The sequence below is a fragment of the Thiocapsa roseopersicina genome (assembly GCF_900106925.1).
Lineage (GTDB): Bacteria > Pseudomonadota > Gammaproteobacteria > Chromatiales > Chromatiaceae > Thiocapsa > Thiocapsa roseopersicina.
The window spans coordinates 112,584-138,262 of record NZ_FNNZ01000005.1; the positions used below are offsets into that span (position 1 = coordinate 112,584).

Below are 25,679 nucleotides of genomic sequence, written 5' to 3' on the forward strand. Positions count from 1 at the left end.
ATTTTCAGCCCATGTCGTCTCGGTCGTCGCAATCGCACAGAGCGCGTCCGGCAAGCGATCCGTCCGGCCGACTTCGGACTCGGTGCCGCCATCGAGCGCAACGATTTCGGTGCTATGCTGACGATCGCTGCTCCGAATGCGCTTGAACAATCATCGGCGACGACTAAAGGTCGCCATCCATACGCTTTGACGGGCTCTCCATGCCCACGGGAGGTTCAGGATGCAGATCCGGATCGGATACGAGATGATCTTCGAGTGTCCCCAGCCGACACCCATGATCCTGACGCTGAACGTCCATTTCAGTAGGGTCTCCGATATGGTCAGGGCCGACCCAGTCGTCACCCGCCCGTCGGTCCCGATGACCGCCTACCGCGACGGCTTCGGCAACTGGTGCACCCGCATCGTGGCTCCAGCCGGCGAGATCCGCATCTCAGCCGATGCGCTCGTCATGGACAACGGTCTTCCTGATCCGATTCACGCGGACGCGATGCAGCACGCGGTCGAGGACCTGCCCGGGGAGACCTTGGTCTACCTGCTCGGGAGCCGCTACTGCGAGACCGATTGCCTCTCCGAGATCGCGTGGAAGCTCTTCTCCCGGACACCGCCCGGATGGGCGCGTGTCCAGGCGATCTGCGACTACGTCCACAGCCATATCGAGTTCGGATACCAGCATGCGCGCGCGACCAAGACCGCGCTCGAAGCCTACAACGAGCGCAAGGGTGTCTGCCGCGACTACACCCATCTTGCGATCGCCTTCTGTCGCTGCATGAACATCCCGGCGCGCTACTGCACGGGCTATCTCGGCGACATCGGGGTACCCGCCTCGCCGGACCCGATGGACTTCTCGGCCTGGATGGAGGTCTATCTCGGCGGGCACTGGCACACCTTCGATCCGCGCAACAAAATCCCGCGCATCGGCCGAATCCTGATCGCACAGGGCCGGGATGCAGCCGACGTCGCCATCAGCAGTGCGTTCGGCCCGAACGTGTTGAAGAGCTTCAAGGTTTGGACCGACGAGGTATGAGCACAGCGCCCCGGGGCTGGACGGCGACGTTGTTGGACCCGGACGAGCCGCCGGCCTTCGAGATCGTCAATGCGCAGGGCGCCGGCAGCGCCGTCCTGGTCTGCGACCATGCCTCGAATCGGATACCCCGTCGACTGGGCTCACTCGGTCTGGCCCCCGAGCAGTTGGCGGATCATATCGGTTGGGATCCGGGTGCCGCGGAGGTGGCGCGCGGACTCTCGGCTCATCTGGATGCGCCGCTGGTGCTGAGCGGCTACTCGCGCCTGGTGATCGACTGCAACCGCCCGCTCGCCAACACGGCATCGATCGCGGAGCAGAGTGCAGGCGTGCTCGTTCCGGGCAACCTCGGACTGACCACGCAGGCGCGAGCGGCCCGCGTCGAGGCCCTCTTCCGGTCTTACCACGACGCCATCGAGCGACTCTTGGACGCCCGCTCGAATCGCCCGAGCATTTTGCTCAGTATCCATAGCTTCACGCCGGCTTTGAGCGGCGAACAACGGCCTTGGCCCGTCGGTGTCTCGCACTGGCGCGACCGTCGCTTCGCGGCCCTCATGTCGACAGCACTCGGTCACCGGGTGGACGGCATCGTCGGCGACAACCAGCCCTACCCGATCGAGGAGGCCATCGACTACACGGTCCCCGTGCATGGCGAAGGCCGCGGGCTGCACGCCGTCATGATCGAGATCCGCAACGACGGGCTTAGAACGACGGCGCAGATCGATGCCTGGGTGGAGCGCTTGGCTGCGGCCTACCGGGAGATCGAGGCCGAGGCGATCAAGCTCGGCAGCTTCCCGGCAAATATTTAGACGGCACACCCTCGTTGCCCCCGGGAGCGAAACAGGTCCAGATCGCCTGACCGGCCGGATTAAAATCCGCACGCAGATAGATGACCTTGTCGTCGACGGGATCGAAGCCGTAGCGTATACGAATCTCGCGTGCGGTGTTGTTCCACCAGACCCGCTTGACATAGCTGCCGGATGCCGCGCCCGTGTCGGTGTCGGCGCTCAAACCCAGCTCTCGGAGCAAGGTCAGCCAATTCGTCGCGCTCGGCAGACGGCCATGCGAGGCATAGTATTCGGATACAGCCAGTTTGACCGGGCCGAGCAGCACCAACCCCTCGCCGATCTTTGCCCGCGTGGTGAAGGTCTGATACTGAGGCACGGCGAGCGCCGCCAGGATGCCCAGGATGGCGACAACGATCATGACCTCGATCAGCGTGAATCCGCTTTGTTTCCCGATGACATGCATTGCAGCTCCTGCTTGGATGGTCGCGGATTCAAGGCGCCGCCGGGCGGTCTGTCTCAATGTCGAAGATGACGGCGCGAGCACGGTTTGAGTATAGCGGCTTCGTCTCCGTCGGCCACGACCGATCGCGACTAACCCTCGCCCAACACCCTCCGCCGCAGCAGCCGATAGTCGATCGGCACCAGGACCAGGATCATCAGCACAAAAAGCCCGAAGGCCGCGGCCAGATGGACACTGATCTCGCCGTTGACCAGAACCAGCCGCGTGCCCTCGGCGAGGTGATGCAGCGGATTCAGGGTCAGCCAAGCGAGCGTCCAGGGCGAGTCGCCCTCCATCGGGAAGTAAGTGCTGCTGGCGAATCCGAGCGGCATGATCACCAGGAAGAAGGGGATGTTCATGTGATCGATACTGGGCACGATCGCCGTGAAAAGCAGGCCCAGCGTGGCAAACGCCAGCGAGGCGAGGAACAGCAGCGGCAGCGCGAGCAGCGCGCCGGCCCAATTGAGATCCAGCCATCCGACCAGGGTGAAACCCGCCAACACCAGCGTGACGATGAGGGCATAGGCGGTCCCCAAGGTCGCAGCCCAGAGCAGCTCGCCCCACACGACATGCTCCAGCCGGATCTGGGTAATCAACTGGCCTTCCCAGGTCTTCTGGTAGTGCATGCGGATGTAGGCCGCGAAGAGCGCCTGGAAGAAGGCGGTCATGAAGGCCGTGTAGGCGAGCATGCCGGGTGCGAGATAGGCGAGATAGGAGATCGACTGTCCGCGCCAGGCGAAATTCGGGATGAAGGCGCCAAGCCCGAATCCGAACGCCAGGAGCAGGATGATCGGCTCGAGCAAGGGCGGCAGGGCGGCGGTGTGCCAGTTGCGCAGATAGACGCTGAGATGCCGTCCCAAGACCGCCCTGCTCTGCCACTGGAAGACGGCGAGATAGCGGGAGAGGGTACGGTCGCGGCGGCTCATGCCTGCTCCGAAAGCTTCATGAAGAGGTCGTCGAGCGAGGGGCTGCGGACCTCGAATCGCAGCTCGCCGAACCGGGCGCTGAACTGCGCCAGACCCGGACCGTCGAGCGCAAGATGCAGTGCCGAGAGGACGCGCGCGGGCTCGGGTAGACCCGCCCCTTGCGCCCAAGCGCAGACCGCGGGAACGGCAGGGTCACCCGCATCCAATACCAGCATGTGCTCGCCCACCAGATCGCCGAGGACCTTGCGGGGCAGACCTTCGGCGACGACGCATCCGCCACGCAGGACCAAGAGGTTGTCCGACAGACGCTCGGCCTCATCCATGTAGTGGGTCGTCAGGACGATCGCCAGACCCTCCCGTCTGAGGGCATCGATCAACTCCCAGACGCCGAACCGCGCCTGCGGGTCGAGCCCCGTCGTCGGCTCGTCCAGAAAGAGGACCTTGGGGGCATGGACCAAGGCACGGGCGATCATCAATCGGCGTCGATAGCCGCCCGAGAGCGTATCGGGCTTTGCCTGCGCGTAACGATCGAGGCCGAAGCGCGTCAGCAGCGCCGAGACTCGCGCCTGCACATCCGGCAGCCGTGGCCGGAAATAGCGGCTCACTCGCTCCAGGTTGCCGCGCACGGTGAAATCGCTGTCGAAGGTATCGTCCTGGGTACAGACGCCGACCAAGCGGGCCGCCGCTTCCGGGTCGAGGGCACGGTCGATCCCGGCGATGCGGATCGTCCCGGCATCCGGCTGCAGGAATCCGTAGCACATCCGCAGCGCGGTGGTCTTGCCCGCCCCGTTGGCGCCGAGCAGGCCGAGGACCTGACCGGCACGACAGCGCAGATCGACGCCGTCGACCACGCGCGCTCCGGCGAAGCTTTTGACCAGGCCGCTGGCGAGCAAGACGGGTTCGTCGTCGGAGGCAGCGGCGTTCATTGCGGGAGGCGAGACTCGGGTGGGTGGAGCGATCGGAATATTTGAACCGCAAAGGCACGAAGGACGCAAAGGGAAATCGTCCCTATGCTTAGTGCCTCAGGGTCGCCGAGATCGCGGAGCCGCAAACCCGACCGACGGCTTGTGCCCGTTCAGAGCAGTCCTTGCCGACTACTGCGCGCTCACCACCTGCTGCTGTGGCCACAAGAAGGAGCACTTGAGCGAGATCTGCCGCAAGGGCACACCGGTCGACAAGATCTGCATGGTGCTGGCTGGCGAGGGTGCGCGTTTCCTCGTCCGCCGCGCCTCGTGCGATCGGCAGGTCAGGCCGCGAGGTGATCGAGCGGCGTGGCGGTGACGTGGTTCGCGTAGCTGCTCAAGGTCACCAACGCGATCCCGGTGATGACCTCGAGGAGGTTCTCCCGGGTGAAGCCGGCGCGCAGGAAGGACTCGACATCGGCTTCCGGCACCCATCCGCGGTGCTCGGTCATGGCGGCGGTAAAGCGGCGCAGCGTCTGGAGACGCACGTCGACGAGCCGCTGTCCTCGACGAATCGCCGAGGTGACCTCGTCGGCTTGGGCATCATCGCCGAGCATCGGATTCGGGGACGTGCAGTAATGGCATTGGTTGGTGTGGGCCGCGGTGACATAGACGACCTGTTGCTCGATCGGAGTCAGACTCGAGCCACCCAGCAGCGTTGCGAGCTGCCGATAGGCGTCGAGCGCAACCGGCGACTCGGCGAGGGTACGCAGGAGGTTGGGCAAGTCTCCGCCGTGGCGCTGCATATCCGCCATGATGGCGCGCGAGGAGTGGGGGGCGGTCTCCATATCGTGCAACTGGAACGGGATCATGTGCGGTGCCTGCTCGGGTGTGCGGGAAAGTCCGGAACGTGAAACCGAGTATATTGGTCAGGAATTCAGCCGCAATCCGCAGACGCATCGGATAAGATCACGAGATGCTTCGATTTTTCCCTTCGCCCCGAGCGGAGCCTTTGTCCTCATACCGGCTCGACGCCGTCAAGAGCGCAGCGGCCTGATCCATGCAGGCTGTGGCCGTATCCTTTTCGAGGACGCCGAGCCACCGTCGCGGAATGGCATCCGGACCGTAAAGCGCGCCGGCGATCATCCCGAGGATGGCACCCGAGGTGTCCGCGTCTCCGCCGCGATTAACGACATCCACCAGTGCTGTCTCGAAGCTGTCGGTCGCGAACAGCGCTTGGAAGACGGCGCGCAGTGTCTCGACCAGATAACCGCCGGGATTCTCCATGCGGCGACGATCGAAGCGATATTGCGGCTCGAGCGCGACCAACGCTTCCGCGAGCAGGCGCAGATCGCTCTTGGGCCGACCCAGCAGCGCCGCTTGGACCATGCGAATGACGGTCAGGGTGCCTGCGTCGGCCAAGCGACTGTGGTGCGTGACGTGGGATTGAATCCGGTTGGCCTCGGCGACTGCCTCCTCGGCAGCCCCGAGCGTGAAGAGTGCGATCGGCAGGCAGCGCATGCAGGCGCCGTTGCCGGCGTCGTGCTCGTTCTCGGGAACCTCCAGGGTGCCGTGCAGGCGATATTGGCTGATGCCGCGGCGAACCGTGTGACCGATGTCGACGGGCTTGGTGCGCATCCAGTCGCTGAACGCCTCGGCGATGCCGCGCGCATCGACCCCGCCGGACGCAAGGATACTGTTGCCCAGGGCGAGACTCATCTCGGTATCGTCGGTCACCCGCCCCTTGCGCAGCCTCAACCAACCGCCGCCGATCAGATTACGGTGCTCCCCATAGACCTCGCGGATCTCCCGCGGCGTCATGAACTCGACGGTCGATCCAAGCGCATCCCCGACGGCGAGGCCGAGATAGGCTCCCGCCGCCCGATCAAAGACGGTGTTGGTCTTGGATGTCGTCCAAGCCAGCTCAGTACTCAGGTCCGAAACAAGCATGATAGTCGGTGCATACCTCGCACGACGGCGCTCGGCAGGTGTAGATCCCTTCCGCCTCGCAGAGCTGTTTGTATAGGAACCGCTTCCATTTCATATCATTGACGTTGCGTCCGGCCAAGGAGGGGAAATTCCGGCGCATCAACGCAGTCAGATCCGCCCGGTTCCAGAGTCCGAGATCCTGCCAGAGATGGTCGCTCGCCAGACAGCCCGCGGCGACCACATGGGCCATCCAAACCTCGGACGGGGAGTCGCCGGCCTTGTGCATGAGCATCAGCCGAACCAGCTCCTCGCGCTCGTCGCCGCGCACCTCGGGCGAGGATGTCGCGCCGCCGATCGCGTCGAGAAAGTCGCGCGAAGCGGCTCGCGGAAAATGGTGCCGCATCAAACAATGAAATGCGGCCGGATCCAGACCGAGCCAGGGCGGCATGGCTCCGCCGCCCGCGGCACGGGTCGCGATCATACTCGCGAAGGCTTGATCGTTGCCGGCCCCGAACGCCCTGACCATGAGGCGGGCATAGATGCGGCCGGCATCCTGTTCCGAGTCGAGGGCGAGGGCCGACACGACCTCAGTACTCCACGAGGATGTCTTCGTCGCGAACGATCATCTGGCACGCCAGACGCCACTCGCTCGGCATGTCGTCGACGGCGATCCGATCGATGTCGTCCTTGGTCAGCTTGCCCAGCTCGACCAACACGCTGCGCTCCTTGTCGGTCAGGAAGCCGCTCATGCGGCCCTTGCGGTCGACGCTGGTGACGCGCACCAGACAGTTGCCGCACTCGCCGTCCTGGCAGTCGTGGTGCAAGGGCACCTTGTATTCCTTGGCGAGCTTGAGGATGGTCTCGGTGTGGCTTCCCGCCACGGCATAAACCGTCTTGTCTTTGTAATCGGGGCTTGAAAAGGTCACGAGTGGCATTGTAACGGGTCTCTCTGGGTCGATGACCGGGCGTTGGATGCCGTGCGCGGCACCGCGAGCGCTCCGGTCGGTCACGAACGGGGACGACGGGTCGGCATCGGGCTGACCGTCGCGGTGAATCAGGCCGGTTTGACCTTGCAGTCGCCGAGGATCTGAGCCTGGCAGGCGAGCCGGTCATGACGGCTGGCCATGTTCTCGCGCAGGACCTTTTCCTCGAGCACGGAGGGCTCGGTCAGATTGTTCCAACCCTCCTCCACATGCATCATGCAGGTACCGCAGTCGCCCTCGCGGCAGCCGTAGATGATGCCGGCGCCGATCCGCTCGGAGACCTCGATGACCCGCGTTCCGGCGGGGACGTTGACGGTCTGCTCGATATCCGAAAATGTAATCTTGGCTTTCGCCATGGTGTCTGACTCCTGAATTGTCGATGGTTGTGAATGGTGAAAGGGTTTAGCCCAAGTCGGCGAAGTCGATGACCCGCCCCTGCTCCCCGCGCACGAGTGCCCCGGCCAGCGCGCGCCCGAAGTCGCGGCACTCCTCGAGCTCCTCGTCCGTCGGGATGAGCTTGATACGCAGACCTGCGACCGGTACACGGAGCTTCAGCCCGCGCAGGCGATCCTCGATCATCTTCACTGCCTCGCCGGTCCAGCCGTAGGAGCCGAAGGCGGCACCGAGCTTGCCCTTCAGATCGATCACGGCGAGCGAGGACAGCAGATCCCAGATCGGCTTGGCCGCGTCCCCGTTGATCGTCGGCGAGCCCAGGACCAGGGCGTCGGCGGACTCGATCAGATCCACGAAGGGCTGGATCTCGCCGCCCTCCAGGTCGTAGAGCGAGACGCGGATCCCGCCCGCCTCCTCCGCGCCGGCGCGGATCGCCTCGGCCATGCGCGCGGTGCTGCCGTAGGCGCTCATGTAAAAGATGATCAGCGAGCGCTCGCCTTGATCGATACGCTCGGCAAGACTGGGCGTGGACAGCTCGCGATAGCGGGTGACATAGCGGCGCGGTCGATCGCGCAGGATGGGTCCGTGGGTCGGGGCGATCAGCTTGATCGGCAGCGGCTCGATCAGCTTGAGCGCATCCACGACATAGCCCTTGAAGGGCCGCATGATGTGGGCGTAGTAGTAGTCGAACGCGAAGCGGAAATCGCCGCAGAGGTCGTTGAAGAGCCGTGCATCGCAATGGTGACAACCGAAGACGTCGCCCGAGAAGAGCACCCCCTCCTCCGCCAACCAGGTGCACTGGGTATCGGGCCAGTGCAGAAATGGCGTGTGCAGAAAGCGCAACGTCCGTCCGCCGAGCGAGACCTCGTCGCCCGTACCGACGGTCTTGTAGGTCAGCGGCCGGTCGTCGCGGGGCTTGAGTAGCGCCTTGAGCATGGGCGTGGCGCGCTTGGAGATGTAAAGCTGCGCTTGGGGCGCGCGGCGCATCAGCTCGGGAAGCGCCCCGGTGTGATCCGGCTCCAGATGGTTGAGCACGATGACGCGGATCTCGTCGTAGCGGGCGACCGACTCCAGGCGCGCGAAGAAGTCCTCGGCGAACTCGGCCTTGACCGTGTCGATGACCGCGACACCCTCCTCGCCCCGCACCAGATAGCTGTTGTAGGTCGTGCCGTTGGCCGTGCGCAGGATGATATCGAAGGTGCGCAGACCCGGATCGAGCGCGCCGATCCAGTGCACGCCGGGCGCGACCTCGACGGCCCTATCCTGATCGGAACGATCCCGAGCGATGACCGATGCGGCGGGCGACATCAGGCAGCCGCTCCGTCGGTCGGCAGATCGCACCGAGGATCCGGCCCGCTTCGGGAGCAGGACTGCAAGTCCTGATCGGCCGCAAGCGTCACGCCGAGCGCCGTCAGCAATGAACCGGGCTCGAAGCCGCAGCCGCAGCCGTACTCGGATTCGATCAAAGGTCGGCGGATCAGCAGCGGATCATCCAGCATCAGCACCAAGGCCGTCGCTGCGTCCAGGGTCTCGGGCCGAACCTCGCCCTGCTTGATGCGAGGCGCGGTCGGATTGAACCAGTCACGAACCGGCAGATTCCCGAAAAACGGACGCAGCCGTTCGGCTGTCCAAGGCTCGGCGAGCAGGCTCCGCACCGTCAGACGATGCCCGAGCGTCGCCAGCAACGCCTTCTGCTTGGCGTTGGACAGGCACCCCGGCTTTTCGTAGAACAGCACAGACGACATCAGCTCACCTTTCCCTTCCGCATCAACCGAATAAAAATTTCCGAACCGCGCCCCGCCAAGGCTGCGGACTGCTCAAAGGCCGCTTGAACCCCGACATCGCGGATCACAGGACGTGCGATTCAGCGGGCCTGGATCTGGGTGCGTATTTCCGCCCACCGATCCGGCGGGATACCGGTCAACGACCCCGGCGGATTCACCGGCACGCCGAGACCGTCCAGAATGACCCCCTCGATCGGGCAGATGCTCGCGCACTGTGGATCGGCAAAGTCGCCCTCGCACTCGGTACAGGCGCGCGCATCGATCATGAAATGCGGGAGTGCCTCGCGAATTGCCTCGCTCGGACACAGGGGCAGACACGCCCAGCAATTCACGCAACCTTCGATGATCTTGTAAGCCATGACTGGTCTCCGCTGATTCTGCGTTTTAGGCGCTCATTCTCTGCGCTGTACCGCCGGAGCGTTCGAGCAGTCCTGCCGCCTCCATCTCGCGATACACCGCGGCAACCGCGTCCTCGATGGGCTCCATCGCATGCTCCCCGTTCGGCGCAATGCCGGCGGCCTCCAACTGCCCCCAAGGCTCGTAACCGATGCGCGAGCAGAGCACGACCTCGCAGCCGTCGAGGACGCGGATGGTCTTGGCCAGAACCGACTCGCCGTCGCCGCAGGTCTCGTCGCCCGAGCAATAGAGGTCGACCTTGCGGTGACCGATGAAGCGCACGTCGCTCGCGCTGGCCTCGTAGACCAGGAACTCGCGGGCGTGGCCGAAATGCTGGTTGATCAGGCCGCCGCCGGTGGTCGCCACCGCCATCAACACCGGACGGGGCTCGGGGCGCGCGGGGCGGCGCCGGGTCAGGGAGGCGATGGAGACGAAGGTCTCGCTGGACTGGTTGCGCTGCGCCGTGCGGCTGGCCTCGATGGCGGCATGGACCTCGGCACGACGGGCCATCGCCGCGGCGTAATCGACCTCCTGTTCGGCGATCTTGTCGAGCGTGAACTCATCCCCGCGATCCTCGCCGAGCATGCCGACCGCATCCGCGCGGCATTGGCGGCAATGGCGCATCATAGCCATGTCCCCGGCGCAGGCGTCCTGCAGCGCGCTGAGCTCCTCGTTGGTCGGGCCGCGTTGGCCCATCAACCCGTAGAAGGTGCCGTGCTCGGGCTCGGCGATGAGCGGCATCACGTTGTGCAGGAAGGCGCCTTTGGCCTTGACGACGCGGCTGACCTCTTTGAGGTGCTCGGCGTTTACACCCGGGATCAGGACCGAGTTGACCTTGACCAGGACACCGCGCGCAACCAGCATCTCGAGTCCCTTCTGCTGCTGCGCGATCAGGATCTCGGCGGCCTTGCGACCGGTCACCCGGCGGTTGTTCCAGAAGATCCAGGGATAGATCTTGGCGCCCACGTCCGGGTCGACGCAGTTGATGGTGATGGTGACGTGCTCGATGTTGTGCTTGCAGATCTCGTCGACCAAACCGGGCAGCGCGAGGCCGTTGGTGGAGACGCAGAGCTTGATGTCGGGTGCCTTCTCGGAGAGCTGGCGGAAGGTCTCCAGCGTGCGCTGCGGATTGGCGAGCGGATCGCCCGGACCGGCGATTCCGAGCACCGTCATCTGCGGGATAGCCGCGGCGACGGCAATGACCTTTTTCACCGCCTGATCCGGGGTCAGCACCTCGGAGACGACGCCCGGGCGCGACTCGTTGGAGCAGTCGTACTTGCGGTTACAGTAATGACATTGGATGTTGCAGGCGGGCGCGACGGCGACGTGCATCCGCGCGTAATGATGATGCGCATCCTCGGAGAAACAGGGATGGTTGTTGATCTTGGCGCGAATCGCCTCGGGCAGATGGGCGAGCTTCTCGCCGCCGGCACCGCAGCCGCTCGACGTGCAACCGCCGCCGGGCGCGCCCGCGGCATCGGCAATCACCTTCAACTCCATCACGCTGCCTCCGCAGATGGGGCACAGGCCCCGCGAAAAGATGTCTCTGGGAGGCACGCATGCAAAGACAATGCCTAGTCTTTGCGATTGCTTAACCGATTGAAAAATTTCGTTCAGCTGACGCCAGGCCGGTACGGCTGTCGGGATCACGACAGCCTAAGCCAAACCGATTTGTGGGAATCGGCACCACCGCAGCGGCAATAGGGGGTTCGCTCCGTAGCAACACGGATGGTCGCTGTTCCGGACGCTCTTTATCCTGTCTCTACCGAATCACTGCCCCATTTAGAGGTGAGAATGAACGAACACGCGAGATCAGCGGATATGGCTTTCAATCCCGAGGCAGGCACCGGCCAAGAGGTCTCTGCTCATCCGTTCCGGCCGCTCGAGGGGATCATTCCCGACGGGCTGATTAAAAACGAGGAAATGGTCTCCTATCTCCGCAGGATTCAGACCGAGATCGCCAGCAACGAAGCCGCCATGTCGGATTTCTGGTTCGAATGGCTCAGACATTCTGATTCCATGCTCGTATCCTGGATGGACACGCAGCGGCAGCTTGGCGATGCCTGGTACCAGGCCGTCATCGGCCAACTGTCGTCGAATCAGGATCCGACGAGAGGCAGCTCGGACGATGTCGCGGTGAGTTGGCGGGGAACGGCATCCAATGCCATGCGTCTGCACAACCAATGGCTCGGGCTCTGGGCCTCGATGATGGGCTGTTACGACAAGCCGAATCCGACGTCGGTGCTTGAAGACCTCGAGGCCGGCGCGTCCCAAGCCGCTGCATCCTCCGCGCCGGTATCGGCCCGCCGCAAATCAGCTCGCGCGGAGGAGATCGCCTAACTCACCCATCGGGATCTCGATCCGGCACAGGCAGGGCGCTTGTACCGGATCGCGCTCACCCCTTACGGCGTCTGCCGCATGTCCACGGCCGGACGCTTACAGGTGCGGATGAGCCGCGGACGCTACGACCTCAAAGCGTTTTCGCCGGACGCCCCAAACGGCCCAGAGGATCCTGACGGTAGAAGTCTCGGAGCCGATCGTAGACCTGCGGATATTCCCCGTAGAGCAGATCGGGCAGCTCGAAGAAGTATTCGCTGACGACGGCGAAGAACTCCGCGGGCGACTCGCTCGCATAGGGGTCGATCGGGGTCTCTTCCTCGGCGTCGACCCGTCGACACAGGTCCTCGTAGGCGGCGGAGAAGGTCTCGGCCCAAACCTTCGGAGACATGCCTGCGTGGAGCGGCGGACAGCCGTTCGCTGACCCGTCGCGCATGTCGAGCTTGTGAGCCAGCTCGTGGATGACGACGTTGTAGCCGTCGCGCTCCATTCCTGCCTCGACATCCGCCCACGACAAGATGATCGGGCCCTGCTCCCATGCCTCGCCGCTCTTCGCCTCGTGCTCGGTCCAGACCACACCGTCGTCGCCCATGACCTCGCGCTCGGGGACGAATTCCTCGGGATAGACGATGACGGCATACCAGCCGCGGTACCAATCCAGCCCAAGCTCCAGCACGGGAAGACATGCCTGCAGAGCAATCGCCAGACGCATCGTGTCCGTCAACTCGAGCCCTTGCGCGGGGTCCAGACGTTTATCGCGCAAGAAGAGCAGGGCCAGATCGGCGAGACGCCGGGTTTCCTCTTCGTTCAGATCCTCGAGCAGCGGGAGGGCGTCCCGGACCCGCGCCCAGTCGTGGGGATCGACCCGTGCATGCTCGCGCTTGAGCACGCGCGCCTGCCACCAATCGGTCAGAGCGCGCACGGCTTAATCCACCCGCCCGCGAGGTCGAGCACGGCCGGAAGCGTAAATGCGGGGCGAATGACGCAGTGCACGAGTCCTATCGCGCAAAAGCCCGAGCCCGGCCGGGGCTTCGCCACATGATTGATGTGCGTCAAGGCGAATCGCACCCCGCCGGCCAAGATGCCGGGATCGACTCTTCCCCGCAGGGCTCTCGATCATGACGCGAAAGCTGTTGATCATTGCTATCTTGGTCCTCGTCGGACTTTTGGCATGGCTGTGGTTCTGGACCCCGAACGGGGTCGGTGTGGATCCGGAAGGGCCGAAGCACGGCACGCTGGAACTGTCCTCGCCGCCACAGGGCGGTGACTTCGCCCTCGACTCCGCAAACGGCCCGGTCTCCCTCGTCGATCTGCGCGGCAACGTGGTTCTGATCTACTTCGGCTACACTTGGTGTCCGGATATCTGCCCGACCAATCTGGTCCTGATCGCGGCCGCGCTCAAGGCGCTGACGCCCGATGAGTTGGAGCGGGTTCAGGTCCTCTTCGTCACCGTCGATCCAGAGCGGGATTCGGTCGAGCGGCTCGCCGAGTATAGTGGTTATTTCCACCCTGAGATCATCGGCCTGACCGGGACACCCGAGCAGATCGCCGAGGTCGCCAAGCTGTACGGCGCAGCCTACAGGCGCACCGATCTGGCCGACTCGGCGATGGGTTATGTCGTCGACCACTCCGCCTACAGTCATCTTGTGGATACGCAGGGCAAGCTCGTGCGCAACCTCGACCACGCCACCCCCTCCGCGGAGATCGTCGCGGCGATCCGGACACTGTTGGGATCGAGCCCGTCCACCGAGAAGCAGTCCGAACCTTAGGACAGCAAACCCCGCAACCCAGAACCCATGCCGTTTATTGGAGGACACATCATGCCCGGATACGCATCGCCCCTGCTCGCCGCTACCCTCTTCACCGCCCTCTCCTTCTCGGCTCTCGGCGCGGAGGTCTCGATCGGCGATCCCTACGCTCGGGCGGTGCCGCCCGGCCAGCCGAACAGCGCCGTATTCATGTCTCTGGAAAACCAAACCGGGGAGAATCAGGCGCTGGTCGGGGCCGAAAGCGCCGTCTCGGAGGTCGTCGAGCTGCACACACACGTCGAAGAGGACGGGATGATGCGGATGCGCCGGATCGAGAAGATCGAGGTTCCCGCCGGGGAAACGGTCACCTTGAAGCCGGGCGGCCTGCACGTGATGCTCATCGGCCTCAAACAACCGCTGGAGCCGGGTGACACGGTCGATCTCACCCTGACCTTCGAAGACGGCTCGCGCATACCCGTTGAAGCGCCGGTACGCCGAATCGAGGTGCAGATGCAGCGCACGGCGCATTAAGCGCGCACCCGCAGACATGCGCACCGTGCGGCAGGCGACGACCCATCCAGCGTGGCCTGCCGCACGGGATTATCGTCAAGAATCGCATGGTCAAATCATCAGGGCCACCGCACCCGAGAGCGGAATTATCGGTCTCCTTGCCTGTCTCTGAGCAGGTATCGGAGGGTCATTTCGGCGGACACCCGACGCCGCTGGTTTGACCCATATGCGGATGTTCTGATATACATCCATGGTTTTTCTCGCCCCCCGACCAGGCCGTCGATCCGCGCAAGGTGTCGCGGCCATGAATCACGACCCGATTAGGCATCCTCCATGGTTAAGAATTGGCTGATAACAGTTACGGTGGCAGCGGCGTTGGTAAGCGGCGCGCTTCAAGCGTCCGAAGGACATCAGGCCGCCGCCCCTCAGGTCGGAGACCCGCAAGCCGGCGAGGCGAAGGCGAATGTCATCTGCATCGCCTGCCACGGCCCGCAGGGCAACAGTATCGTGCCGATCTGGCCCAAGCTGGCCGGTCAGCACCCGGAATACATCGTGAAACAGTTGATGGACTTCAAGGCCGGTCGCCGCGCCAACGAGCAAATGACCCCGATGGCCATGCCGTTGACCGATCAGGAGGTCCTGGATCTAGCCGCCTACTACGCGACGCAGCCCAAGACCCCGGGCGCAGCGGATCCCGCGTTGGCGAGCAAGGGCGAATCCATCTATCGCTGGGGCAACCCAGAGACCGGCGTCCCCGCGTGCAGCGGTTGTCACGGCCCGGCCGGCCAAGGACAATCGCTCGCCAAGTTCCCGCGTATATCGGCGCAGCACTCTGACTACACGAAGCAAACCCTCGAGCATTTCCGCGGTGCGCTGCGTGCCAACGATCCGAACGGGATGATGCGCGGCGCTGCGGCACGTTTGAGCGATCAGGAGATCGCCGCGGTGGCTCAGTACATCCAAGGGTTGAATAAGTAAGTTACGCGCGGCAACCGGGACGACTCACGGAGGAGTCGTTTCCGAACCGTCGATTCGCGCATCCCGTCAGCGCGATTGCCTTCGATTGCGGAGATTGATCATCGGAGCACTGGACTCAGGGCCGACCGAGCCCGGCTTGATCAAAGCCGAGGAAGGTGAGCGCGCAGCCGGGCAGGCGAAGCGAGCCGGCCCGACGGTCGGTGCCGAGCGAATCGATGCCGTGCCCGGTCGCGCGCACCATCAAGCCGTCTCCCACGCGTCCTCGCTTTCGACCGACGCACGGCGTCTCAAGCTCCTGAGCTTCAATGTCCAGGCCGGCATCTACTCACGCCGCTATAGCGACTATTTCACCAACAGCTGGAAGCATATCCTCCCGCACCCCGAGCGCTTGGCGAATCTGACCCGCATCGCCCAACTGCTGCATCAGTTCGACTTGGTCGGCCTCCAAGAGGTCGACGCCGGCTCCCTGCGCAGCGCCTACATCGACCAAATCCAGTATCTGGCCCGCCACGGCGCCTTCCCGCACTGGTACAGACAGGTCAACCGCAACCTCGGACCCTTCGCACAGCACAGCAACGGGCTGCTCAGCCGCCTACCTCCGCAGCGGATCACCGAGCACAAGCTCCCGGGGCTGCCCGGACGCGGCGCCGTCGTGGCGGAGCTCGGGCTTTCGGACCATGAGACCCTTGCCGTGGCAATCGTCCATCTGGCCCTCGGATGGCGCGCACGGCGGCGTCAACTCGACTACCTGATTGCCCTGTCCGAGCAACACCCGTATCTCGTCATCATGGGCGACTTCAACTGCGGGTGCGACTCGAAAGGGCTCCGGGCCATGGTCCGAAAAGCCGCGATGCGCGGACTCGACTGCGAGCTCAAGACCTTCCCGAGCTGGCGTCCGACGCACAATCTGGATCACATCCTGGTTTCTCGGCCGCTCCGCGTGGTCGCCGCCCGGGTGGTCGACTATGCCTTGTCCGATCACCTTCCGATCAGCATGACGATCGAGTTACCCGAAGGCGTCGCCTTTTCGGCGTACGAGGACGGGCCGGATCCTGAATCGGCCCGCTGAGCCGGGCAAGCTGGACTCCGGGCGCCGCCGATCAAATCGCCGCTTCACCGCATCGATTCACTGAGCCGATTCACTGGACCGCTCGCTCAGTCCTGCACGTAAAAATAGCGCCACGCACAGCCGCTCTCGCGCTCGAGCAGATCGAGAAAGCCCTCTGTCGGCACCGCCTCGCCCGGAAAGATCTCCTCGACCTGGATGAGCAGGCGCGCAAACCCGCCTTGGTGCTTCCAATCCCAAGACCGAATCGGACGAGACTCGCCGCACATCGGGCAGACCACGGCGGAATCCTGCCTATCCGATCCGGGCGTCCTCGTCGATTGCTCGAATTGCTCCACGCGCGTTGGCCAATCGTTCAAGCGCGCGCGGCAAACGGGGCAACGCGGTGCGCGCGTATTGCGGCCGTGACACCAGCGCGGATATGCCGAGACCGGCGGGACCACGACGTGACAAAAGGGGCTGCCGGTCCGCGGTTCGCTTGCGATCGCGACCGCGCACCCGACGAAGGCAAGCAGCGTGGAAAATTCGGACCCGACGAGGTAGGCGCACTCGCGATCCGGGATGCGATCGGCGATGAACCCGGACTCGGACAGGATGGAAACGAGTCGATCCCGATCCGGACAAAGCTCGGCATTACGGGGCGCAAGGAGCAGACGGCCCACGTGATTGAACGGCTTCGCGACACCGTCGACCGGCCCGCGCTCATTGCATGTCATTGCCTTGGATCCCCGCACCGAGTCCAGCACGGATCCCTCGGCGTCCACAGCCATTCGCCATCGAAAGGAACATGACTGCTCACCGGAACGCTGTTCAGATGTCGTCGGTTGAGTGATGAAAATCGTAGCTCAAAGTGCTGCTCGGCATCTGGACCGAGTTACCTTGAATGTAGTCGGGGCGACAATTCCAGACCCGCGCGATCGTGGCCGGGTCCTCGATGCCGGCCGCGATGACGGATGCACCATGTGTTCTGATTTGCTGCACCACTTGGATCAGCTCGGCCGGATCCGCGTTGATGAGGGTCGCGAAGGAGAGTTTGGCAAGGGCGACCGGCAGATCCGCCAGCAAGTCCAGATCCGCTGCATTGCCCGTGACGTTGGCGACGCAGACCTGAATCCCGTATTTGCGTAAAACATCGACAAGGGGCTTGGCCGTGGCCAAGTGCTCTCGGACGTCGTGCATCTGGAACTGAAGCAATGGACGGCGCCGGATCAGATTGCGCCGAACCATCTGATCGCGGAACCAGGGAAGCCACTGCTCGTCCGCAACCGAGGCGACGGTTTGATGGATCAAGAGTCGCAGCTTGGGGTGAGACTTGCGCTCTACGTCCATGACATCGAGCGCATGCTCCAACACCCAACGATCGATCCTCGGCATCAACCCGCTACGCTCGGCCACTGGGAGAAAGTCTCCGGCAGGAACGTGCTCGCCGTCGAGCGTACGCAACCGAAGCTGCACCTCGTAGAGCTCCCCGACGTTCGCCCCGAGCGAGACGATAGGCTGAAACATCATCAGCAGTCCGTCCTGATTGACCGCAGTGTCGACCAACTGCTTGAGCAGTCGCTCGTAGTCCGAGCCGCGATCGGGGGCGATGACCGGAGCCCAGACCCGCGCCCGATTCCCGCCCGCCTGCCGCGCCCGGGCGACGGTGGTACGGCTGCGCGAGACCATCGTGATGGCGTCGTCTGCGGGGGGCGTAAAGAGCCCGATTCCGATCGTCACGGTAAGCGCGAGGCGCTTGTCCTCGGCCCGAAGCTTGGTGGCGCCGAAGGTACGCAGAAGCTGCTCCGCGAACCCCTCCAACGCGTCGCGGGTCACCCGCCGGGCCAGCACGGCAAAGGTGCAATCATCCAGGCGCGCCGCGCACTCCTGCGGTGCGAGCTGGTCGACAAGTTTCTCCTCGAGCTGACGCAACAGCCGCTCCGTGCCGTCGCTCCCCAAGGCATTGGAGATGTCCTGAAACCGATCGAGCTCGATCAGCACAAGACCAACCCCGGGCGAGGGCGCCTCTCGGTCGTGCACGACGCGATCGAGACCACGCAAAAACGCCTCCTTCGAAAGCACGCCCGGGACGACCTCGCCCTGATCCGCGTTGACCCGGCGATCCTTGAGCAGACGCGACATCCGGATGCGATGCTCGATCGCACCGATCAGCTGCTCGCGCTGGATCGGTTTGGCAATGAAGCTGTCGCCGCCGACCCGCAACGCCTCCAATTGCTTGTCCGGGTCGGTCTCGGCGGAGAGGAAGATAATGGGCGTGTCGAAGTACTCGCCGTGATCGCGAATGATCGCGGTCAATTCGGTACCGCTCGCATCCGGCATGTAGAGATCCATCAGCACCAGATCCGGCTGGATGTCATGCATCTTCCGGAGGATCTCCAGCGGTTGATCGACGATGTGCGGCTCCATCCCCGCCTTGCTCAGCAGCAACGCGATGTATTTGGCCTGCAGCGGGTCGTCTTCGACCACCAGGATCCGAGGCTGGCTGCTCTCAACCGGACCGCTCAACTCGACGAGGCGCTTCGCCAGGTCGGACACGGCAACCGGGGTCGGAAAATAGCCGCGCGCACCGGCCCGCATCACCTGGAGCCGCGTCTCGATGTTCTCGGCGTCGGCAATACAGACCACCTCGGGCTTCGTGGCCCCGGTTCCCGTCAGACGCTCGATCAAACCGGATGGGCCGGCGCCGGACGAGACGTAGCGCAGATCGAGGATCAGCACTCGAGGCCGCGTCCGCCCGAGCGCGGCTTCGAGCGCGTCGAGATCCTCGAAAGCGTCGAGGCACAACCCGGCCGGCTGGATCAGGATCGCAAGCCCGGCGGACAGTGTCGAGTCGTCGCCGAGGTAGAAGATCCTGTTTTCGGAAGTCGCGAAACTTGCGTCGTTCATGTGCGAAAGCGCCTCGGTGGGACGTCGAGAGATCCTGTCTGCCGTTGCCCGGTCCTACACCGTCAACGCGAGCAGACTCCCTTGAGACCGACCTCAGGATCGGCAGCCCGAGCCCAAAGGTCAAGCGTAAAGCCGGACCGCGGCGTACCCGCGGTTCGATCGGGTTGAAATCCCGACGGCCTTTCGATAGTTTCAGCCGACATGCTGCTGGGGGTGTCCGGTACGCGTGACCGAATCCGACCGAGATGGCTGTCGACCGACCGGCGCCGTACGGTTCAATGATGCAGTCACGCGACGGGCTGAGAAAGACCCTTCGAACCTGATCCGGATCATGCCGGCGCAGGAAAGCAGGCGACGAGGACGGATCAAGGGCGCCGGTCCGCAGCGATAACCGAGCCCGCCGGACACCGCAATCGAGCGGTCGGCGCGACGATCCGGGTAGTGTATCCCATGAGCCTAGCGGGCTCTCGGTTCCTGCCGCCTCGACTCGGGATTCGTTTGCGTCCCGATCACCCCGCCGCTCCTCCCGCCGGATGGCGCCGACCATCGTCGTGCGCCAACATCCGTTCGGACCGCAGCCTATACGGCCGATCCGGCCCCATATCAATGGCGCCACCATACGCCACGCGTCCGTCGAGAGGAGATTCCATGAGCGCCATCCCACAGGCCTTCGCCCAGAAGACCGCCGAGCTGTCCGACGAGGTCACGCGGCCCTTTCCAAGCTCGCGCAAGATCTATGTCACGGGATCGCGCCCGGACCTGCGCGTCCCCATGCGCGAGGTCACGCTGACCCCGACGCAGACCAACGCGGGAATCGAAGAGAATCCGCCGATCATGATTTACGATACCTCGGGGCCTTATACGGACCCAACGGCGCACATCGATCTGCTCGCCGGCTTGGCCGATCTACGCAGCCCCTGGATCCAAGAGCGCGACGACACCGAGCTACTCGACGGACCCACCTCGGCCTTCGGACGCGAGCGCCAATCCGACCCAAAGCTCGCACATCTGCGTTTCGAGCACATCCGCACGCCGCGGCGAGCCAAACCGGGGCACAACGTCACCCAAATGCACTACGCACGCGCCGGCATCGTCACGCCTGAGATGGAGTTCGTCGCCATCCGCGAGAACATGCGCCTGGACGAGCTGCGCGCCGACCCGCGTTACACGAAGCTCCTGCGCCAGCATCGCGGCCACTCCTTCGGCGCCAGCCTGCCCGAGACCATCACGGCCGAGTTTGTCCGGGACGAGATCGCCCGCGGGCGCGCCATCATCCCGGCCAACATCAACCACCCCGAGCTCGAGCCCATGATCATCGGGCGCAACTTCCGGGTGAAGATCAACACCAACATCGGCAACTCGGCCGTCACCTCCGGCATCGAGGAAGAGGTCGAGAAGATGGTCTGGTCGGCGCGCTGGGGCGGCGACACCCTGATGGATCTCTCCACCGGCAAGAACATCCACGAGACGCGCGAGTGGATCCTGCGCAACGCGCCCGTGCCGATCGGCACCGTGCCCATCTACCAAGCGCTCGAAAAGGTCGACGGCAAGCCCGAGGAGCTGACCTGGGAGATGTTCCGCGACACCCTGATCGAGCAGGCCGAGCAGGGCGTGGACTACTTCACCATCCACGCCGGCGTGCTGCTGCGCTATGTCCCTCTGACCGCGGAGCGCCTCACCGGCATCGTCTCGCGCGGCGGCTCCATCCTGGCCAAGTGGTGTCTGGCGCACCACAAGGAGAACTTCCTCTACACCCACTTCGGCGAGATCTGCGAGATCATGAAGGCGTACGACGTCTCCTTCAGCCTGGGCGACGGACTGCGCCCGGGCTCGATCGCAGACGCCAACGACGCCGCCCAGTTCGCGGAGTTGGAGACCTTGGGCGAGTTGACCAAGTTTGCCTGGGAACACGACGTTCAGGTCATGATCGAAGGCCCCGGCCATGTCCCGCTGCAGATGATCGAGGAGAACGTCACCAAGGAGCTCAAAGACTGCTACGAGGCGCCCTTCTACACTTTGGGGCCGCTGATCACGGATATCGCCCCGGCCTACGACCACATCACCTCCGGCATCGGTGCGGCCAATATCGGCTGGTACGGCACCGCCATGCTCTGCTATGTCACGCCCAAGGAGCATCTGGGCCTGCCCGACAAGCAGGACGTGCGCGACGGCATCGTCACCTACAAGATCGCCGCACACGGCGCGGATCTGGCCAAGGGACTGCCCGGCGCGCAGATCCGCGACAATGCCCTGTCGAAAGCCCGCTTCGAGTTCCGTTGGGAGGACCAGTTCAACCTCTCTCTGGATCCCGAGCGTGCGCGTGAATTCCACGACCAAACCATGCCGCACGAGTCACACAAGGTCGCCCACTTCTGCTCCATGTGCGGACCGCATTTCTGCTCGATGAAGATCACTCAGGACGTGCGTGACTATGCACTCGCACATCGGCTCGACGACGTGGAAATCGCCCTCGAGGCAGGCATGCAAGAGAAGGCGAGCGAGTTCAGGAAGGAGGGGGCGCAGATCTACAAGCCGGTCTGAACCGCGTCGAATCGCTTTGAAGTCATGTCCCGAGGACCGCGTGCGCTGCACTGACCCGAGCACAAGGGCGTGCCACCGGGGCATGGTGAAGCCGGACATCGCGGGCCTTTCGAGGCCGGTTCATTCGATCACCGAATATTCACAGGCGTAGGGTATATACTCTCGCGTTGGCTCGGCACCAAGATTGTCCGCTCGAACCGAACCCATCGCTTGACCAGACCCCCGACTTCATCTTCTCCGGAGCTCCACTCGTGATCGAGACGTTACGCAATATCGCCATCATCGCCCATGTCGATCATGGCAAGACCACGCTGGTGGACAAGCTGCTGCAGCAATCCGGGACGCTCGGGGATCGCTTCGGGCCGGTCGAGCGGGTGATGGACTCCAACGCGCTGGAGAAGGAGCGCGGCATCACCATCACGTCCAAGAATACCGCGCTGCGCTGGCGCGACTACCGCATCAACATCGTCGACACGCCGGGCCATGCCGACTTCGGCGGCGAGGTCGAGCGCGTGCTCTCCATGGTCGACTCGGTACTGCTGTTGGTCGATGCCCAGGAAGGGCCGATGCCGCAGACGCGCTTCGTCACCAGCAAGGCCTTCCAGCATGGTCTGCGCCCGATCGTGGTCATCAACAAGATCGACCGCCCGGGGGCGCGGCCGGATTGGGTCATCGACCAGGTCTTCGATCTGTTCGATCGGCTCGGAGCGAGCGACGAGCAGCTCGATTTCCCGATCATCTATGCCTCGGCCCTGAACGGTTATGCCGGGCTGGGCAACGAAGTGCGCGAGGGCGACATGACGCCGCTCTTCGAGGCGATCGTCGAGCATTGTCCCGCGCCCGAGGTGGATCCGGATTCGCCCTTCCAGATGCAGATCTCCACGCTCGACTACAGCTCATTCGTCGGGGCCATCGCGCTCGGGCGCATCCGCCACGGCAGCGTGCGGCCCAATCAGCAGATCGTCGTGGTCAAGCCGGACGGCGGGCGTTACAAGGCCAAGGTCGGCATCGTCTACGGCTATCTCGGGCTGGAGCGCCACGAAGTGCCGCTCGCCACCGCCGGGGACATCGTCGCCCTGACCGGCATCGAGGCGCCGAACGTCTCGGACACCCTATGCCATCCGGATCATGCCGAGGCACTGCCCCCGCTCACCGTCGACGAGCCGACCGTGACCATGACCTTCCAGGTCAACACCTCGCCCTTCGCCGGGCGCGACGGCAAGTATCTGACCTCGCGTCAGCTCAAGGACCGCCTCGAGCGCGAGCTCATCCACAACGTCGCCCTGCGTGTCGAGGAAGGCAACGATCCGGAGAAGTTCCGCGTCTCCGGTCGGGGCGAGCTGCATCTGTCGATCCTGCTCGAGACCATGCGCCGCGAAGGCTACGAGTTGGCCGTCTCGCGCCCCGAGGTCATCTTCCGCGAGATCGACGGACAGATCTGCGAACCTTACGAGCAGCTCACGGTCGACGTGGAGGAGACATCCCAAGGCGCGATCATGCAGGCGCTCGGCGAGCGTCGCGGCGAGCTCAAGGACATGGTCCCGGACGGCAAGGGCCGGGTGCGCTTGGACTACGAGGTCCCTTCGCGCGGCCTGATCGGTTTTCAGACCGATTTCATGTCCATGACCTCCGGCACCGGGCTGAAGTATCACATCTTCGATCGCTATCGCCCCGCCAATCCGGGCGGCATCGCCCCGCGGCGCAACGGCGCACTCATCTCCAACGGCACCGGCAAGGCGCTCGGCTACGCGCTCTTCAGCCTGCAGGAGCGCGGGCGCATGATGGTCTCCCCGGGCGACGAGGTCTACGAAGGCCAAGTCGTCGGGATCCACTCGCGCGACAACGATCTCACCGTCAACCCGCTCAAGGCCAAGCAGTTGACCAACATCCGCGCCGCCGGCTCGGACGAGAACATCCTGCTGACCCCGCCGGTAAAGTTCACCCTGGAGCAGGCACTGGAGTTCATCGAAGACGACGAGCTGGTGGAGATCACGCCCACGGCGATCCGGGTGCGCAAGCGGCATCTCACCGAGAACGATCGCAAGCGGGCCAGCCGAGGCTAAACCGCATTAAACCGCGTCCGGAGCGACAGGCATGGATTGTGTGCGGGTTTGGCCTCGACGCCACAATCGGCGACGGCAAGACGCGGTTTAGGTTAAAGAAGACGAATAAGGCGCGATACGGCTGTCGCGACTCGGCTTAGGGCTAGGCCGACGCGGTGTTTGCGAGTCAATCGTCGCGTCCGCCCTTGGACCGAGCCGATCTCGAACAGGAGCGTCTACCCTGCTGCTGAGAGCTGAGAGCTGACGGCTCTTTGCTACGCCAAAGGACGACCGCTGGCGGCTGGCGGCTGGCGGCTGGCGGCTGGCGGCTGGCGGCTGGCGGCTGGCGGCTAAACAGTAACGAATCACACCATCACACATACCCCATGCCCGATCTCTATCGCCCCGTCGAGCCCTTTGCGACCCATACGCTGGACGTCGACCACGACCACCGGCTTTACGTCGAGGAATGCGGTCGGCCCGACGGCATCCCCGCGATCTTTCTGCACGGCGGACCCGGTGCAGGTTGCGAGCCAGCCCACCGCGCCTTTTTCAACCCGGATCGCTATCGCGCGGTCCTGTTTGATCAACGCGGATGCGGGCGTTCGACACCCCACGCATCGCTGACCGCAAACACCACATGGGATCTGGTCGCCGACATCGAGCGGATCCGCGAGCGACTCGGGATCGAGCGCTGGTTGGTCTTCGGCGGCTCCTGGGGCTCGACCCTAGCCCTCGCCTATGCCGAGACCCATCCGGATCGCGTCACGGCGCTGGTGGTGCGCGGGATCTTTCTCTGCCGGGACGAGGAGATTCGTTGGTTCTATCAAGAGGGTGCGAGCTGGATCTACCCGGACTATTGGGAGCAGTTTCTCGCCCCGATCCCGGTCGAGGAGCACGGCGATCTGCTCTGCGCCTACCACAAACGCCTGACCGGCGAGGACGAGACAACCCGTCTCGCCGCGGCGCAAGCCTGGTCGGTCTGGGAGGGCCGCACGGCGACACTGCGGGCGAATCCGGACATCGAGGCACATTTCGCCCATCCGCATGTGGCCTTGAGCTTGGCGCGGATCGAGTGTCACTACTTCATGAATCGGTCCTTCTTCCGACCGAATCAGCTGCTCGAAGACGCCCATCGTCTCCGAGACATCCCTGGCATCATCATCCAAGGCCGCTACGACACCATCTGCCCGATGCGCTCGGCTTGGGATCTCCGTCAGGCTTGGCCGACGGCCGAGCTGCAGGTGATTGCCGATGCCGGTCACTCGGCGTTCGAGCCCGGCATCCGCATGGCCTTGGTGGCGGCGACCGCCCGCTTTGCCGATGCACTTGGCTGATCCACAACAAACCGGCTCGAGTCTTAAGCGAGGTTGAATCTTCTGAATCGCGTCTCACCGATGACATGGATCAAGACAAGCCCGATCCAACCCACTAACACGTCCTGGCACTCCGGACGCGATTCAGCATGATCGGCTTACTGCAACGTGTCTCCCGTGCGCACGTCGAGGTCTCGGGCGAGACGATCGGCACCATCGAGCGCGGCCTTTTGGTCTTCGTTGGTGTGCAGCGGGGCGATACAACCGCCCGCGGAGAACGTCTGCTGGAGCGTCTGCTCGGCTATCGGGTCTTCCCGGACGCCGACGACCGCATGAACCTCAGCCTACGCGACATAGGCGGCGGGCTTCTCTTGGTGCCGCAATTCACACTCGCCGCGGACACCCGCAAAGGGACCCGTGCGAGCTTCACCTCCGCCGCGCAGCCCCAAGAGGGCGAGCGCCTGTTCGACGACCTGGTCGCTCGGGCGCTCGCCGCTCATCCCCGGGTCTCGATCGGGCGCTTCGGCGCGGACATGCAGGTCGGGCTGGTCAACGACGGACCCGTGACCTTCTGGCTGGAAACCTAAACCCACACCTAAGAGTCGCCGGATCCGCATTGCTTCCGCCGGGCCTC

The 25,679-nt window shown here is 64.3% G+C and carries 26 protein-coding genes and 1 riboswitch; of the genes, 11 read left to right on the forward strand and 15 right to left on the reverse strand.

The features are described 5' to 3' along the window. Window positions 1-220: 220 nt before the first annotated feature. Together BLV04_RS07565 and BLV04_RS07570 are read left to right on the forward strand one after the other, a co-directional pair. Window positions 221-1,024: a transglutaminase-like domain-containing protein gene (locus tag BLV04_RS07565; RefSeq protein WP_093029677.1), complete on the forward strand. Its 804-nt coding sequence runs from the start codon at window positions 221-223 to the stop codon at window positions 1,022-1,024. Further along, entirely contained in the window at window positions 1,021-1,830 is an 810-nt protein-coding gene (locus tag BLV04_RS07570) for an N-formylglutamate amidohydrolase (protein ID WP_093029679.1), read from the forward strand. Before BLV04_RS07565 ends, BLV04_RS07570 begins: the two co-directional genes overlap by 4 nt. Here BLV04_RS07570 and BLV04_RS07575 read toward each other — a convergent pair. The 12 genes from BLV04_RS07575 to nifB form a co-directional block, all read right to left on the reverse strand. After that, entirely contained in the window at window positions 1,799-2,272 is a 474-nt protein-coding gene (locus tag BLV04_RS07575; protein WP_093029681.1) for a pilin, read from the reverse strand. The two genes, BLV04_RS07570 and BLV04_RS07575, sit on opposite strands and share 32 nt — an antisense overlap. A 128-nt stretch (window positions 2,273-2,400) precedes the next feature. Further along, window positions 2,401-3,234, reverse strand: a complete 834-nt coding sequence (locus BLV04_RS07580) for an ABC transporter permease (protein ID WP_093029683.1) — start codon at window positions 3,232-3,234, stop codon at window positions 2,401-2,403. Beyond that, window positions 3,231-4,160, reverse strand: coding sequence for an ABC transporter ATP-binding protein (locus BLV04_RS07585; protein WP_093029685.1), 930 nt, complete (start codon window positions 4,158-4,160; stop codon window positions 3,231-3,233). Before BLV04_RS07585 ends, BLV04_RS07580 begins: the two co-directional genes overlap by 4 nt. Window positions 4,161-4,480: 320 nt before the next feature. Continuing rightward, window positions 4,481-5,008 (reverse strand): carboxymuconolactone decarboxylase family protein, encoded by a 528-nt coding sequence (locus tag BLV04_RS07595; RefSeq protein WP_093029690.1) that lies wholly within the window; start codon window positions 5,006-5,008, stop codon window positions 4,481-4,483. 97 nt (window positions 5,009-5,105) lie between these two features. Then, window positions 5,106-6,086 (reverse strand): ADP-ribosyl-[dinitrogen reductase] hydrolase, encoded by a 981-nt coding sequence (draG, locus tag BLV04_RS07600; protein WP_093029692.1) that lies wholly within the window; start codon window positions 6,084-6,086, stop codon window positions 5,106-5,108. Further along, complete coding sequence (locus BLV04_RS07605) at window positions 6,061-6,648, reverse strand: nitrogen fixation protein NifQ (protein WP_093029694.1); 588 nt, start codon at window positions 6,646-6,648, stop codon at window positions 6,061-6,063. The genes draG and BLV04_RS07605 overlap by 26 nt, the downstream gene beginning before the upstream one ends. Before the next feature lie 4 nt (window positions 6,649-6,652). Further along, window positions 6,653-7,000, reverse strand: a complete 348-nt coding sequence (locus BLV04_RS07610) for a 2Fe-2S iron-sulfur cluster-binding protein (protein WP_093029697.1) — start codon at window positions 6,998-7,000, stop codon at window positions 6,653-6,655. Window positions 7,001-7,119: 119 nt separating this feature from the next. Then, the gene (locus BLV04_RS07615) at window positions 7,120-7,404 is read right to left on the reverse strand and encodes a 2Fe-2S iron-sulfur cluster-binding protein (RefSeq protein ID WP_007193631.1); all 285 of its coding nucleotides are present in this window, start codon (window positions 7,402-7,404) and stop codon (window positions 7,120-7,122) included. A 46-nt stretch (window positions 7,405-7,450) separates the two neighbouring features. After that, window positions 7,451-8,749 (reverse strand): FprA family A-type flavoprotein, encoded by a 1,299-nt coding sequence (locus tag BLV04_RS07620; RefSeq protein WP_093029699.1) that lies wholly within the window; start codon window positions 8,747-8,749, stop codon window positions 7,451-7,453. Next, window positions 8,749-9,186 carry an ArsC/Spx/MgsR family protein gene (locus tag BLV04_RS07625; protein ID WP_093029701.1) on the reverse strand — a complete coding sequence of 146 codons (438 nt, stop codon included), beginning with the start codon at window positions 9,184-9,186 and terminating at the stop codon, window positions 8,749-8,751. The genes BLV04_RS07620 and BLV04_RS07625 overlap by 1 nt, the downstream gene beginning before the upstream one ends. A 119-nt stretch (window positions 9,187-9,305) precedes the next feature. Next, window positions 9,306-9,584, reverse strand: a complete 279-nt coding sequence (locus BLV04_RS07630) for a 4Fe-4S dicluster domain-containing protein (RefSeq protein ID WP_093029703.1) — start codon at window positions 9,582-9,584, stop codon at window positions 9,306-9,308. Between the two features lie 25 nt (window positions 9,585-9,609). Next, on the reverse strand, window positions 9,610-11,121 hold the full coding sequence (gene nifB, locus BLV04_RS07635; protein ID WP_093029705.1) for a nitrogenase cofactor biosynthesis protein NifB: 1,512 nt from the start codon (window positions 11,119-11,121) through the stop codon (window positions 9,610-9,612). A 294-nt stretch (window positions 11,122-11,415) separates the two neighbouring features. On the opposite strand from nifB, the gene BLV04_RS07640 reads away from it, so the two are divergent. Continuing rightward, window positions 11,416-11,961, forward strand: coding sequence for a hypothetical protein (locus BLV04_RS07640; protein ID WP_139191878.1), 546 nt, complete (start codon window positions 11,416-11,418; stop codon window positions 11,959-11,961). Between the two features lie 130 nt (window positions 11,962-12,091). Here the strand turns inward: BLV04_RS07640 and BLV04_RS07645 are convergent, their stop codons facing one another. Further along, a complete protein-coding gene (locus tag BLV04_RS07645) occupies window positions 12,092-12,880 on the reverse strand; it encodes a M90 family metallopeptidase (protein WP_093029709.1) in 789 nt (262 codons plus the stop codon). A 196-nt stretch (window positions 12,881-13,076) separates the two neighbouring features. Between BLV04_RS07645 and BLV04_RS07650 the strand changes: the two genes are divergently transcribed. From BLV04_RS07650 to BLV04_RS07665, 4 genes are all read left to right on the forward strand, one after another. Beyond that, window positions 13,077-13,727, forward strand: coding sequence for an SCO family protein (locus tag BLV04_RS07650; RefSeq protein ID WP_093029711.1), 651 nt, complete (start codon window positions 13,077-13,079; stop codon window positions 13,725-13,727). A gap of 51 nt (window positions 13,728-13,778) precedes the next feature. Next, window positions 13,779-14,237: a copper chaperone PCu(A)C gene (locus BLV04_RS07655; RefSeq protein WP_093029713.1), complete on the forward strand. Its 459-nt coding sequence runs from the start codon at window positions 13,779-13,781 to the stop codon at window positions 14,235-14,237. Window positions 14,238-14,549: 312 nt separating this feature from the next. Next, complete coding sequence (locus BLV04_RS07660; protein WP_093029715.1) at window positions 14,550-15,194, forward strand: c-type cytochrome; 645 nt, start codon at window positions 14,550-14,552, stop codon at window positions 15,192-15,194. A 295-nt stretch (window positions 15,195-15,489) separates the two neighbouring features. Then, the gene (locus BLV04_RS07665; RefSeq protein WP_093029889.1) at window positions 15,490-16,263 is read left to right on the forward strand and encodes an endonuclease/exonuclease/phosphatase family protein; all 774 of its coding nucleotides are present in this window, start codon (window positions 15,490-15,492) and stop codon (window positions 16,261-16,263) included. 86 nt (window positions 16,264-16,349) lie between these two features. On the opposite strand, the gene BLV04_RS07670 is transcribed toward BLV04_RS07665, so the two are convergent. Then, entirely contained in the window at window positions 16,350-16,976 is a 627-nt protein-coding gene (locus BLV04_RS07670; protein WP_093029891.1) for a hypothetical protein, read from the reverse strand. A gap of 94 nt (window positions 16,977-17,070) precedes the next feature. After that, window positions 17,071-19,146 (reverse strand): EAL domain-containing protein, encoded by a 2,076-nt coding sequence (locus BLV04_RS07675; RefSeq protein ID WP_093029717.1) that lies wholly within the window; start codon window positions 19,144-19,146, stop codon window positions 17,071-17,073. A gap of 199 nt (window positions 19,147-19,345) precedes the next feature. Continuing rightward, window positions 19,346-19,509: riboswitch (TPP riboswitch) on the forward strand. A 285-nt stretch (window positions 19,510-19,794) separates the two neighbouring features. Here BLV04_RS07675 and thiC point away from each other — a divergent pair. From thiC to dtd, 4 genes are all read left to right on the forward strand, one after another. Next, a complete protein-coding gene (gene thiC, locus BLV04_RS07680; RefSeq protein WP_093029719.1) occupies window positions 19,795-21,687 on the forward strand; it encodes a phosphomethylpyrimidine synthase ThiC in 1,893 nt (630 codons plus the stop codon). A 251-nt stretch (window positions 21,688-21,938) separates the two neighbouring features. Then, complete coding sequence (gene typA, locus BLV04_RS07685; protein ID WP_093029721.1) at window positions 21,939-23,750, forward strand: translational GTPase TypA; 1,812 nt, start codon at window positions 21,939-21,941, stop codon at window positions 23,748-23,750. A gap of 365 nt (window positions 23,751-24,115) precedes the next feature. Continuing rightward, window positions 24,116-25,066: a prolyl aminopeptidase gene (gene pip, locus BLV04_RS07690; RefSeq protein WP_093029723.1), complete on the forward strand. Its 951-nt coding sequence runs from the start codon at window positions 24,116-24,118 to the stop codon at window positions 25,064-25,066. Window positions 25,067-25,194: 128 nt separating this feature from the next. Continuing rightward, complete coding sequence (dtd, locus tag BLV04_RS07695; protein ID WP_093029725.1) at window positions 25,195-25,632, forward strand: D-aminoacyl-tRNA deacylase; 438 nt, start codon at window positions 25,195-25,197, stop codon at window positions 25,630-25,632. Window positions 25,633-25,679: the final 47 nt, after the last annotated feature.